Source organism: Caballeronia concitans, from assembly GCF_001544615.1.
Classification (GTDB): domain Bacteria; phylum Pseudomonadota; class Gammaproteobacteria; order Burkholderiales; family Burkholderiaceae; genus Caballeronia; species Caballeronia concitans.
Map to the genome: position 1 here is coordinate 946,867 of NZ_FCNV02000001.1, position 11,569 is coordinate 958,435.

The following is an 11,569-nucleotide window of genomic DNA, read 5'->3' on the forward strand; positions in this document are numbered from 1 at the left end:
ACGTCTACTTTTAGTGATAGTTCGTGACGAGCGTCACGCGTTTCGCGGACGCGTCCTTGCCCTGCATCGACAGCACGCCGCCCGATGCGCCCACATGAAATGCACCGCCGCTGTTCGGCGCGATACGCCGGCCTTTGCCGTCCGCGAAGCTCGCGTTCAGCGCGCCGGGCGTCGCGCGATGATTGTCGATAGACAACGAAACATCCGCGCTCGGCGCACTGTTCGGCTCGGGCGTGAACGTCACCGATGCCGCGTTCCCGCTTTGGTCTCCTCGCGCGGAAAATCCGGGGCCGTCCGCTGACGTTCGCGCATTGGTCGAGAGTCCGAACGGCGGCGCGACCAGTGCTCCCAGGAAGGTGATCGTGCCTCCCGGAACAGTCACCGCGCCGGCGGAAACGGCGAAGCAGGCGGCCGCGCCTGCAATGGCGATTCGTCCGAGCCGGATGGCGTGCATCGTCGTGTTGCGCATCTCGTTCTCCTTTCTTAGTCGTTTTGTTTCGCCCGCTTAAGCGGATCGTTCTGATCCGATTCGTCGAAGCGTAAGACGATAATAAGAGGAGTCCGATTCGATTGCCAAGAGGAATCGCGCGGTCATCTCAAAATAAATGCGATGCGCGTAGAGAAGGCATCGATTGGTTCGTTTTGACTGCTTACTAGCCGCTAAACTCGTTTCGTCATTTCGATGCGATGCGCCCGCGCCATGTCCTCGATAAAGGCATCGACGATATCGTTTTTCGCGCTGTGCGCGCCGCGTCCGCCGCCTCTGCGATCGGCGCGCGTGACCATGTGGAACGCGACGCGATAACGCATCGTCGATTCGTTGAGCGGCGCGAGCAGGCCGTCGTTCACGTAGGACGCCGCGAAGTGCTCCGGCAGATAGCCGAGGTGTCGCCCGGAGAGGACGAGCATCGCGACCGCTTCCATGTTGTCCGCGACGGCGCTGATGGAGCGCGGCGCGAGCGCGCCCGCCTCGGGCAGCGGATAACTGCGCCACGCCCAGTCGTGCTCGGCCGCTTCGACGAGCGTCACGTGGCCCGCACGGTCGAAAAGCGGATGCGTCCGCGTGCAATACGCAAGCTGGTCCTCCGCGAAGATCTCCGTGTAGTCGAGCGACGGCACGCGATGCCAGAAATAGCCGATCGCCACGTGAATGCGGCCGGCAAGCAGCATTTCTTCGAGTTCGCCCGGCGAGCGCACGAGCACCGAAAAGCGCACGGATTCGTCGCGTTCCCGGAAGCGCGCGATGGCTTCGCTGATCCGCGCGTTCGCGCTGACCGGTGTGTTGCCGATCATCCCGAGCGTCAGCGTGCCGACGAGCTTCCTGCCGACGTTGCGCGCCGTCGAATCGAACGTTTCGACGGCGGCAAAGAGCGCGCGGCAGGCATCGACGAACTGTTCGCCGCGCGGCGTCAGCGCGAAACCGCCGCGCCCGCGCTCGCAAAGCCGATAGCCGAGCCGCGTTTCGAGCGTCGCGAGCTGCGTGCTGATGGTCGACTGGCCGACGTTGAGCGTCGCTTGCGCGGACGAAACGCCGCCCGCATCGACGATGGCGAGGAACACGCGGATGAGCCGCAGATCCAGATCGGAAAGGTGAGTGAACATTGGCGCCGCCGTTTGTACGGATACATCGATCGGAATCGATGTGAAGTTGATTTCGGCTGCATTTTAACTCGGCGCGAAAGGCGGTATTTCTAGCGAATGCCAGTCACTCGCTCACATTCGACATCATGAATACGTCCTCGCTATTCGCGCCCGCCGAACACTTCGATTCCCATTTCCGCGATCATCGCGCCGAGCGGCCGCAGCCGTTGTCGGGCAACCAGATGCCGCGCTGCGGCGGCATCACGACGATGATGCGTCTGCCGCATGTTCCGTCCGCCGCCGGGCTGGACGCGTGTTTCGTCGGCGTGCCGTTCGATCTCGGCACGTCGAACCGCACCGGCGCGCGTTTCGGCCCGCGTCAGGTGCGCAGCGAATCGGTGCTGCTGCGCCCGTACAACATGGCGACGCGCGCCGCGCCGTTCGATTCGTTGCGCGTCGCGGATATCGGCGACGTGGCGATCAATCCGTACAACCTGCTCGATTCCATCGACCGGATCGAGCGCGCGTACCGCGAAATCCTCGAGCACGACTGCAAGCCGATCACGCTCGGCGGCGATCACACCATCGCGCTGCCGATCCTGCGCGCCATTCACGCGAAGCACGGCAAGGTCGGGCTGATTCACGTCGATGCCCACGCCGACGTCAACGACTCGATGTTCGGCGAGAAGATCGCGCACGGCACGCCGTTTCGCCGCGCGGTGGAGGAGGGCTTGCTGGATTGCGAGCGCGTGGTGCAGATCGGTCTGCGCGGAACCGGCTACGAAGCGGGCGACTTCGACTGGTGCCGCGAGCAAGGCTTTCGCGTCGTGCAGACGGAAGAGTGCTGGAACAAGTCGCTCGCGCCGTTGATGGAGGAAGTCCGCGCGCAGATGGGCGACGGGCCGGTGTACATCACGTTCGATATCGACGGCATCGATCCGGCGTTCGCGCCCGGCACCGGCACGCCGGAGATTGCCGGGCTGACAGTGCCGCAGGCGCTGGAGATCGTGCGGGGCGCGTGGGGGCTGAATATCGTCGGCGCGGATCTCGTGGAGGTCGCGCCGCCCTACGATCCGTTCGGAACGACGGCGCTGCTCGCCGCGAACATCGCGTTCGAGTTGTTGTGCGTGCTGCCGGGCGTGCAGCGGCGGGTGTGACGAGTTACGAAGCCAACGCCGCGCGCCGCGTCGAAACCAGCAGCAGATAACACACGGCGCCGAGCGCGAGCGAGGGCAGCGTCGCGCCCAAATCCGGCAGCCATTGATTGATGGCGTGATAAGCCGCAATGCCGATCGCCCACGCGATGAACGCGCTCACGTGCCAGCCGCCCGAGTAACCGTAGCGGCCGTCGGTGCGGCCGAGCGCGGCCGTATCGATCCGGCGTTTCCTCACGATGAAGTGATCCGCCAGCACCACGCCGAAGAGCGGCGCGAAGACCGAGCCGATCAGCAGCAGGAAGTTCTGATACTTGCCCATCGCGACGACGAGCGCGACCAGCGTACACAACGCGCCGTAGCCGGCCGACAGCATCGGCACGCTCGTGCGCGCCCAGAACGTGCCGGTGGAAACGGCCGCCGAGTGGATGTCGGCGAAGGCGTTGTCGATTTCATCGATCAGAATGAGGAGCAGCGCAATGCCGCCGCCCGCTTGCGCGAACGCGACCGTGAGCAGCGCATCGCCGCCGCCCGCCGCGAGTCCGTACACCGCGCCGAGCGCATAGAACCAGAGATTCGCGATGCCATAGCCGAGCAGCGTGCCGCGGAACGTGCCGCCCGCGCTGCGCCCGAAGCGCGTGTAATCGGCGATGAGCGGCAGCCACGAAAGCGGCATTGCCACGACGAGATCGATGCCCGCGCCGAACGCCATCTCGCCGGTGCCGGGACGCGCCATCAGCGAGGCGAGATCGTGCTTCGAGAGCAGATTCCACGTGAGCCAGCCCGCGCCGCCCAGCAGCAGCCAGATGCCCCACGTGCGCAGAAAGCGCCGCACGAAAGACAGCGGACCGCTGATGGCGAGCAGCGTTGCAAGCGCGCCGAACGCGAGCGTCCAGACGAGCGGCATCGACAAATGGAAGGATTGCTTCGCGAGCGCGTCGGCGGAATCGCGCATGACGATGATCTCGAACGAGCCCCAGCCGACCAGTTGCACCGCGTTCAGCACGGCCGGCACCGATGCGCCGCGCACGCCGAGCGTCGGACGCAGCGACGACATGGCCGCGAGCCCCGTGTCCGTGCCGATCACGCCCGCGAGCGCGAGCAGCACGACGCCGATCACGGTGCCGATGACGATGGCCACCAGCGCGTGCGGCAGCGACAGTCCCGGCACCAGCAGCGCGCCCGCCTGCGCGACCAGAAGGCCGATGCCGAGCGAAAACCACAGCGCGAAGGCGTCGCTGATGCCGAAGGCGCGCCGCTCGGCGGGTACGGGCACGAGCGGCGCGTAAGTGGACGTGTTCTCTTGCTGCATCGGATTCGATCCCCAAATAGTGTCGGTCATGAATGACGCCGCGCTTCCGTCTGCGCGAATCGTCTTCGGCGCGCGGCTGTCATAATCACCCGATTCGCGACCTATTTTGCGCCGCGCCACGCCGCGCGGAAACCTGGCCGAATGGCCGATGCACCGCGCTCCAGGAAAAGCGCAAGATTATCGCCGCGTGCGACAACCGCGCCAACCCGCATTCACTCGCGTTCACAGCACCATGTTCGAAGAAAACCGTGGCAACGTTCCGCTCGCGGAGCGCCTGCGCCCCCGCACCATCGACGATGTGATCGGCCAGAAGCATCTGCTCGGGCCCAACAAGCCGTTGCGCGTCGCGTTCGAGTCGGGCGAGGCGCATTCGATGATTCTCTGGGGGCCGCCGGGCGTCGGCAAGACGACGCTCGCGCGCCTCATGGCCGCCGCCTTCCACGCGGAGTTCATCTCGCTGTCGGCGGTGCTCTCGGGTGTGAAGGATATCCGCGAGGCCGTCGAGACCGCGCAGATTCATCGCGCGAACGGGCGGCAGACGCTCGTGTTCGTCGACGAAGTGCATCGCTTCAACAAAAGCCAGCAGGACGCCTTCCTGCCGCACGTCGAATCCGGCTTGTTCGTGTTCGTCGGCGCGACCACCGAGAATCCGTCATTCGAAGTGAATAGCGCGCTGCTCTCGCGCGCGGCGGTGTACGTGCTGAAAAGCCTCGACGCCGACGAACTGAAGGAGCTGCTCGAACGCGCGACGGTGGAACTGGGCGGCCTCACGTTCACGGACGAGGCGCGCGACGCGCTCATCGGCTCGGCGGACGGCGACGGGCGCAAGCTCCTGAACAATCTGGAGATCGTCGCGCGGGCGGCCGCGCAGCAGAAGACAACCGAGGTGGATGGCGCATTGCTCGGCAGCGCGCTCGCCGAAAACCTGCGTCGTTTCGACAAGGGCGGCGACGCGTTCTACGATCAGATCAGCGCGCTGCACAAGTCGGTGCGCGGCAGCAATCCGGACGCGGCGCTGTACTGGTTCTGCCGCATGATCGACGGCGGCGCGGACGCGCGTTATCTGGCGCGGCGCATCGTGCGGATGGCGTGGGAAGACATCGGGCTGGCGGACCCGCGCGGCGCGCGCATCGCGCTCGACGCCGCCGAAACGTACGAGCGGCTCGGCTCGCCGGAAGGCGAACTCGCGCTCGCGCAGGCGCTTTTGTATCTCGCGGTCGCGCCGAAATCGAACGCGGGCTACAACGCGTACAACGAGGCGCGGCGGTTCGTCGGCAAGGACCAGTCGCGCGGCGTGCCGGTGCATCTGCGCAACGCGCCGACGAAGCTGATGAAAGAACTCGGCTACGGCCACGAGTACCGCTACGCGCACGACGAACCCGACGCCTACGCCGCCGGCGAAACCTATCTCCCCGACGGCATGCGCGACCCGCATTGGTATCAGCCGACGCCGCGCGGACTCGAAGGCAAGATCGGCGAGAAACTGTCGCGGCTCGCGGAACTGGACGATGCGTGGCGGCGCGAGCATCGCGAGGACAAGAAGCGGTAGCGCGATGGCGTCCCGCGCATGACCGTCGAACAGACTTCGGCGGTAATGCCGAACAGTCAGTGCAGACTGACCGGTGCGCTAAAATCGGCGTTTTCGAATACTCAACAAAAGCAGCCCGCCATGCTCGACATTCAACTTCTCCGCAAAGACCTGGACGGCGTCGCGAAGCGCCTCGCCGATCGAGGCTACACGCTCGACGTCGCCGCCTTCGCCGCGCTCGAAGCCGAGCGTCGCGAGATCCAGACGCGCACCGAGGAACTCCAGGCGCGCCGCAACAGCCTGTCGAAGCAGATCGGCGCGATGAAAGGCCGCGGCGAGGACACGTCGGCGGTGATGGCGGAAGTCGGCGGCATCGGCGACACCATGAAGGAATCGGCGGCGAAGCTGGAAGACATTCAGAAGCGCCTGTCGGACCTGATGCTGACCGTGCCGAACCTGCCGCATGAAAGCGTGCCGGTGGGCCGGGACGAGACGCAGAACGTCGAAGTGCGGCGCTGGGGCGCACCTCGCTCGTTTGACTTTGAAGTGAAGGATCACGTCGATGTCGGCGCGCCGCTCGGCCTCGACTTCGAAACCGGCGCGAAGCTCTCGGGCGCGCGCTTCACGCTCCTGCGCGGGCAGATCGCGCGGCTGCATCGCGCGCTCGCGCAGTTCATGATCGACACGCACACCGAGCAGCACGGCTACACCGAGGCTTATACGCCGTACATCGTGAATCCGGAGATTCTTTACGGCACCGGCCAGTTGCCGAAATTCGCCGACGACATGTTCCGCGTCGAAAAGGGCGGCGACGAGAACACGGTCACGCAGTACCTCATTTCCACGTCGGAGATTTCGCTGACGAATACCGTGCGCGACAGCATCCTCGAAGCGAACGCGCTGCCCGTGAAGCTGACGGCGCATTCGCCGTGCTTCCGTTCCGAGGCCGGATCGTACGGACGCGACACGCGCGGCCTGATTCGCCAGCATCAGTTCGACAAGGTCGAGATGGTGCAGGTCGTCGCGCCCGAACATTCGTACGCGGCGCTCGACGAGATGGTCGGCCAGGCCGAAGCCATCCTGCAGAAGCTCGAACTGCCGTATCGCGTGATCACGCTGTGCACCGGCGACATGGGCTTCTCGGCGGCGAAAACGTTCGATCTGGAAGTGTGGTTGCCGGCGCAGAACACGTATCGCGAGATCTCGAGCTGCTCGAACACCGAGGCGTTCCAGGCGCGGCGCATGCAGGCGCGCTTTCGCAACGCGCAGGGCAAGCCGGAGTTCGTGCATACGCTCAACGGCTCGGGGCTGGCGGTCGGTCGCACGCTCGTCGCGGTGCTGGAGAACTTCCAGAACGCGGACGGATCGGTGACGATTCCGGCGGCGCTGCGGCCGTATATGGGCGGCGTCGAGCGCATTGAAGTCCGCGCAACGGCATGATGTTTATTTGCAAAAAGGTGCTTGAAAAGTTTCGCGTCTCCGATATACTTTCATTCTTCGTTGAGCAACGACCCGTTTTGCGAAGGCCGGCGGAAGCAAGCTGGTAGACGGAAAGGTGGCAGAGTGGTCGAATGTACCTGACTCGAAATCAGGCGTACGGTTTCCCCGTACCGTGGGTTCGAATCCCACCCTTTCCGCCAAGACATATAAACCCCGCAAGTCGCAAGGCTTGCGGGGTTTTCGTTTTGGGCTCGGAATTTCGAGCGCTTCGCGTCCCCGCGCCGTCGCGGCGCGGTCGCTGAAATCAGACGGTGCACCGCGCCACGTCGAATCTCAGTTGCGGCTCGGGCACGCCGCCGTCATCGCTCGTAGACTGCTGCACCTTCACGATCGACCCATATCCCGACGGCGTCAGCGTGACGAGCCACGCATTCGATCCCAGCATCAGCTCTGTCGATCCCTGATCGCGCGTCACTTGCACCGAGGGCAACATGCGCTGCAAACACGTCGATATATCCGACGCAGCGCGCGCCGACGACACGTAAATCACCGGCTTCGACGCCCGCAGTTCGGGACCGCTGGTCGATCCGCACGCGGCGAGCGCGCCGGCCGCGCCTACACAAGCGACAACGAGAGAAAGGCGATGCAAGGTCATAACGCTCCTCGAGAAAACGCAATGCAGCCGACGGCCATGAGATTCACTCATGAGGCTGCCAAAAAGCAGCGCAACGGGCGGCAAGCACGCGTCCGTCGTCCGGCGGGAAGAGCGGCAATGCTATCATCGGCCCAATTGTCCTCGTGCGCGGTCCTCGTGCGCGGCGCACGTCCGGCACTCGCCGACGGCGGCCCGACGCCCGCGTCGAGGCGGCACGAATCCATCCGCATCGCTCAATGGCCATCACCCTCAAGACTCCCGCCGACATCGAGAAATTGCGCATCTCAGGCCGCATGGCCGCCGAAGTCCTCGCGATGATCGGCGAACACGTGCGCCCCGGCGTCACCACCGACGAACTCGACGCCATCTGCAATCGCTTCATCGTCGATGAACTGAAGGCCGTTCCGGCGAACGTCGGCTACATGGGCTTTCCGAAGACCGTCTGCACGTCGGTGAATCACGTGGTCTGCCACGGCATCCCCGGCCCGAAAGAACTGAAGGACGGCGACATCATCAACATCGACGTCGCGATCATCAAGGACGGCTACTTCGGCGACACGAGCCGCATGTACTACGCCGGCACGCCGGGCAAGGAAGCGCGGCGTCTCACCGAGACCACCTACGAAGCGATGGTCGCGGGCATCCGCGCGGTGCGTCCGGGCGCGACGCTCGGCGATATCGGCTTCGCGATTCAATCGATCGCGCATCGCGAAGGCTTCTCGGTGGTGCGCGAGTACTGCGGGCACGGCATCGGCCGGGTGTATCACGAAGATCCGCAAGTGCTGCATTACGGCCAGCGCGGCGCGGGCCTGCGCCTGAAGCCGGGCCTCGTCTTCACCATCGAGCCGATGATCAACGCGGGCCGCGCGGCCACGCAGCAATCGCGCGATGGCTGGACGGTCACGACCAAGGATCGCTCGCTGTCCGCGCAGTGGGAGCACATGGTCGCGGTCACCGAAGACGGCTTCGAACTGCTCACGCCCTGGCCGGACGGCACGGGCGACTATGCGCAACCGTGAGCGGCACAGCAGCCTGGAAAGTCGCGAAAAACCACAGAAAGCCACGAAAGGGTGCGCTGTGAAGCACTTTCCAGGATTTAGGAATTGACGGGTTCGCCCGTTCGGATGAAGCTACGCGAATGGGCCTGCGCCCGCGCCGTCGCGAGGCGCCTTTAGCAGAGCCAGAAAGCCAGAGAGATAATCGCCCGCATGAGTCCCTCACTGACCGTCAGCCGCATCGGCGCGCAACAAGGTTCGGTTTTGCGCGAGCTTCGCACGGCATCGCTGCGCGAAGCGCCGTACGCATTCGGCGAAACGCTGGAAGACGCGCTGCTCGTCGATCCCGCTTCGTTCGACGACACCGCCACGCTGCACGCGAACTCGCCCCGGCTCGCCACCTTTTTGCTGTACACCGAAGGTCATCCGGCCGGGCTCGTGCATGCGTATATCGAAGAAGCCGACGGCGCGCGCGCATTCGTCAGCGCGTTATGGGTCGCGCCCGCGGTGCGTCATCTGCGCGGCGGCGAGCTGCTCGTGAACTTCGCGTCGCAGTGGCTCGCGGAGCAGGGCGCATCGCAGGTGCATGCATGGATCGCCGATGAAAACCGCAACGCCATGCGCTTCTACGAACGTCTCGGCTTCGGCCCGACCGGCGATCGCCGCGCGATGCCGTCGCACGAGCAGGAAGCCGAATCGCTCTACGTGCGGCACATGCAGCCGGACCGCGACGTCTGAGACTTTCTCCGCGCACCCGCTGCGCACTCATGCTTTCATCGCCAGAAAATCGGCCTTAAAAACTATGGCCGCGAGCGTGTACGCCTGTAAAATACGCAAAATTTTTGGCCGTTCCTATGTCGCTCAACAAAACGCCCTTCTTCGAACTGCGCAGCGGCTCCGTCGACACGCTTCTCTTCGTCGTCAAGACTCCCGACCTCGATGCCCTGCGCACCGAACTCACGCGGCGCTTCGAAGCGACTCCCGAATTCTTCGCTAACGATGTCGTCGCCATCGACGTGCGGCGTCTCGCCGCTACGGACGGCGGCGAAGGCGAGCGCGTGTCGCTTGCGGTGCTGGAGACGCTCCTGAAGAGCGTGCGCATGCGTCCCGTGGGCATCGTGGCGCTGCCTTCGCAAGCGTGGGCGATTCAATGGGCGAACGCGGGCGGCTTGCCGATTCTCGAAGCGCGCGACCGGCGCGGCGCGCCGAAGCCTTCGGTCGACGAAGCGAAGCCGAACACCGAAGCCGCCGCCGTCATCGAAGCGGCCGTCGCGAAAGAGCCGCCGCCCGCGCTGCCGCAACCGGCGACGATCATCGACCGGCCGCTGCGCTCGGGGCAGCAGGTGTACGCGAAGGGCGATCTCATCGTGCTCGGGCTGGTGTCGTATGGCGCCGAGGTCATCGCGGAAGGCAACATCCACGTGTATGCCCCGTTGCGCGGCCGCGCGCTCGCGGGCGTGCACGGCAATCTCGACGCACGGATCTTCTGCACGTGTCTCGAACCGGAACTGATCTCGATCGCGGGAATCTACCGGACGACCGAGAACCCGCTTTCCGCCGACGTGCAGAGCAAGCCCGTGCAGATCTGGCTGGACGAAGAAAAACTCATGATCGAACCGCTGCGGCTGACCTGAAGCCGCGCGCCCGATGCGTTTGGCGCGCGCCGATGTGCCACGCGCGAGCGGACCTATTGACGAACACAAGGTACTTGTATGGCAAAAATCATTGTGGTGACTTCGGGGAAGGGCGGCGTCGGCAAGACGACCACGAGCGCGAGCTTCGCATCGGCGCTCGCGATTCGCGGCCACAAGACGGCCGTGATCGACTTCGACGTCGGTCTGCGCAACCTCGACCTCATCATGGGCTGCGAACGCCGCGTGGTGTACGACCTGATCAACGTCATTCAGGGCGAAGCGAACCTGCATCAGGCGCTCATCAAGGACAAGAAGTGCGAGAACCTTTATATCCTTCCGGCGTCTCAGACGCGTGACAAGGACGCATTGACGCTCGAAGGCGTCGAGAAGGTCATCGACGAGCTGATCAAGATGGACTTCGAGTACATCGTCTGCGATTCGCCCGCGGGCATCGAATCGGGCGCGCTCATGGCCATGCACTTCGCCGACGAAGCGCTCATCGTGACGAATCCGGAAGTGTCGTCGGTGCGGGACTCGGACCGCATTCTCGGCATCCTCGCATCGAAGACGAAGCGCGCGATGGAAGGCAAGGAGCCCGTCAAGGAGCACCTGCTGATCACGCGCTACAACCCGAAGCGCGTGTCCGAGGGCGAGATGCTGTCGCTCAACGACATCCAGGAGATCCTGCGCATCGACCTGATCGGCGTGATTCCGGAATCCGAAGCGGTGCTGCACGCGTCGAACCAGGGTTTGCCGGCCGTGCATCTGGACGGCACCGATGTCGCGGAATCCTACAAGGACGTGGTGTCGCGTTTCCTCGGCGAGGAAAAGACGCTGCGTTTCACCGACTACCAGAAGCCTGGCCTGCTGCAACGCATCTTCGGCACCAAGTAAGGGGACGCAATGTCGATTCTTTCGTTTTTGCTGGGCGAGAAAAAGAAGTCCGCTACGGTCGCGAAGGAACGCTTGCAGTTGATCATTGCGCACGAGCGCGCGGGTGGCAAAGCCGCCGCCGATTATCTGCCGGCGTTACAACGGGAACTCGTTGCCGTGATTTCGAAGTACGTGAAGATTTCCGACGACGATATTCGAGTGAGCCTCGAACGTCAGGACGATCTGGAAGTGCTGGAAGTGAAGATCGAAATTCCGCAGGCGTAAGTCGCAAGACGCCAGGCGTAGTGCATGGCGTCGTCCGCTTCGCGCGGCGGCGTCGAAACGAAAAAGCCAGGATCGCGTGTCCTGGCTTTTTGCTTTTGCGCGCTATCGTTTG

12 protein-coding genes and 1 tRNA gene are annotated in these 11,569 nt (G+C 64.4%); 9 read left to right on the plus strand and 4 right to left on the minus strand.

What is annotated here, in order from left to right; genetic code table 11:
* Positions 1 to 10 precede the first annotated feature (10 nt).
* Positions 11 to 469, minus strand: a complete 459-nt coding sequence (locus AWB72_RS04395; protein WP_052450009.1) for a hypothetical protein — start codon at positions 467 to 469, stop codon at positions 11 to 13.
* A gap of 191 nt (positions 470 to 660) precedes the next feature.
* The gene (locus AWB72_RS04400) at positions 661 to 1,602 is read right to left on the minus strand and encodes a LysR family transcriptional regulator (protein WP_040051810.1); all 942 of its coding nucleotides are present in this window, start codon (positions 1,600 to 1,602) and stop codon (positions 661 to 663) included.
* A 125-nt stretch (positions 1,603 to 1,727) separates the two neighbouring features.
* Here AWB72_RS04400 and speB point away from each other — a divergent pair, with 125 nt between their 5' ends.
* On the plus strand, positions 1,728 to 2,738 hold the full coding sequence (gene speB, locus AWB72_RS04405) for an agmatinase (RefSeq protein ID WP_040051811.1): 1,011 nt from the start codon (positions 1,728 to 1,730) through the stop codon (positions 2,736 to 2,738).
* Between the two features lie 4 nt (positions 2,739 to 2,742).
* On the opposite strand, the gene cytX is transcribed toward speB, so the two are convergent.
* Positions 2,743 to 4,077, minus strand: a complete 1,335-nt coding sequence (cytX, locus tag AWB72_RS04410) for a putative hydroxymethylpyrimidine transporter CytX (protein ID WP_087127931.1) — start codon at positions 4,075 to 4,077, stop codon at positions 2,743 to 2,745.
* 202 nt (positions 4,078 to 4,279) lie between these two features.
* Here cytX and AWB72_RS04415 point away from each other — a divergent pair, with 202 nt between their 5' ends.
* The 3 genes from AWB72_RS04415 (at position 4,280) to AWB72_RS04425 (ending at position 7,215) form a co-directional block, all read left to right on the plus strand.
* On the plus strand, positions 4,280 to 5,596 hold the full coding sequence (locus AWB72_RS04415) for a replication-associated recombination protein A (protein ID WP_040051812.1): 1,317 nt from the start codon (positions 4,280 to 4,282) through the stop codon (positions 5,594 to 5,596).
* Between the two features lie 120 nt (positions 5,597 to 5,716).
* Positions 5,717 to 7,015, plus strand: coding sequence for a serine--tRNA ligase (gene serS, locus AWB72_RS04420; protein ID WP_040051813.1), 1,299 nt, complete (start codon positions 5,717 to 5,719; stop codon positions 7,013 to 7,015).
* A 109-nt stretch (positions 7,016 to 7,124) separates the two neighbouring features.
* Positions 7,125 to 7,215, plus strand: a tRNA-Ser gene (locus AWB72_RS04425).
* Between the two features lie 104 nt (positions 7,216 to 7,319).
* Here AWB72_RS04425 and AWB72_RS04430 read toward each other — a convergent pair.
* Positions 7,320 to 7,670, minus strand: coding sequence for a hypothetical protein (locus tag AWB72_RS04430; RefSeq protein ID WP_040051814.1), 351 nt, complete (start codon positions 7,668 to 7,670; stop codon positions 7,320 to 7,322).
* Positions 7,671 to 7,906: 236 nt separating this feature from the next.
* Here AWB72_RS04430 and map point away from each other — a divergent pair, with 236 nt between their 5' ends.
* The 5 genes from map (at position 7,907) to minE (ending at position 11,457) form a co-directional block, all read left to right on the plus strand.
* Positions 7,907 to 8,689, plus strand: coding sequence for a type I methionyl aminopeptidase (gene map / locus AWB72_RS04435; protein ID WP_040051815.1), 783 nt, complete (start codon positions 7,907 to 7,909; stop codon positions 8,687 to 8,689).
* A 189-nt stretch (positions 8,690 to 8,878) separates the two neighbouring features.
* Positions 8,879 to 9,403, plus strand: a complete 525-nt coding sequence (locus tag AWB72_RS04440) for a GNAT family N-acetyltransferase (RefSeq protein ID WP_040051816.1) — start codon at positions 8,879 to 8,881, stop codon at positions 9,401 to 9,403.
* Positions 9,404 to 9,519: 116 nt separating this feature from the next.
* Entirely contained in the window at positions 9,520 to 10,299 is a 780-nt protein-coding gene (minC, locus tag AWB72_RS04445; RefSeq protein WP_040051817.1) for a septum site-determining protein MinC, read from the plus strand.
* 78 nt (positions 10,300 to 10,377) lie between these two features.
* Entirely contained in the window at positions 10,378 to 11,193 is an 816-nt protein-coding gene (minD, locus tag AWB72_RS04450; RefSeq protein ID WP_040051818.1) for a septum site-determining protein MinD, read from the plus strand.
* A gap of 9 nt (positions 11,194 to 11,202) precedes the next feature.
* Positions 11,203 to 11,457, plus strand: coding sequence for a cell division topological specificity factor MinE (gene minE, locus AWB72_RS04455; RefSeq protein WP_008350955.1), 255 nt, complete (start codon positions 11,203 to 11,205; stop codon positions 11,455 to 11,457).
* Positions 11,458 to 11,569: the final 112 nt, after the last annotated feature.

Bases quoted from the DNA above. Each gene is read 5' to 3' on its own strand.
- AWB72_RS04395 (WP_052450009.1), bottom strand. From the start codon at position 469: ATGCGCAACACGACGATGCACGCCATCCGGCTCGGACGAATCGCCATT.
- AWB72_RS04400 (WP_040051810.1), bottom strand. From the start codon at position 1,602: ATGTTCACTCACCTTTCCGATCTGGATCTGCGGCTCATCCGCGTGTTC.
- speB (WP_040051811.1), top strand. From the start codon at position 1,728: ATGAATACGTCCTCGCTATTCGCGCCCGCCGAACACTTCGATTCCCAT.
- cytX (WP_087127931.1), bottom strand. From the start codon at position 4,077: ATGACCGACACTATTTGGGGATCGAATCCGATGCAGCAAGAGAACACG.
- AWB72_RS04415 (WP_040051812.1), top strand. From the start codon at position 4,280: ATGTTCGAAGAAAACCGTGGCAACGTTCCGCTCGCGGAGCGCCTGCGC.
- serS (WP_040051813.1), top strand. From the start codon at position 5,717: ATGCTCGACATTCAACTTCTCCGCAAAGACCTGGACGGCGTCGCGAAG.
- AWB72_RS04430 (WP_040051814.1), bottom strand. From the start codon at position 7,670: ATGACCTTGCATCGCCTTTCTCTCGTTGTCGCTTGTGTAGGCGCGGCC.
- map (WP_040051815.1), top strand. From the start codon at position 7,907: ATGGCCATCACCCTCAAGACTCCCGCCGACATCGAGAAATTGCGCATC.
- AWB72_RS04440 (WP_040051816.1), top strand. From the start codon at position 8,879: ATGAGTCCCTCACTGACCGTCAGCCGCATCGGCGCGCAACAAGGTTCG.
- minC (WP_040051817.1), top strand. From the start codon at position 9,520: ATGTCGCTCAACAAAACGCCCTTCTTCGAACTGCGCAGCGGCTCCGTC.
- minD (WP_040051818.1), top strand. From the start codon at position 10,378: ATGGCAAAAATCATTGTGGTGACTTCGGGGAAGGGCGGCGTCGGCAAG.
- minE (WP_008350955.1), top strand. From the start codon at position 11,203: ATGTCGATTCTTTCGTTTTTGCTGGGCGAGAAAAAGAAGTCCGCTACG.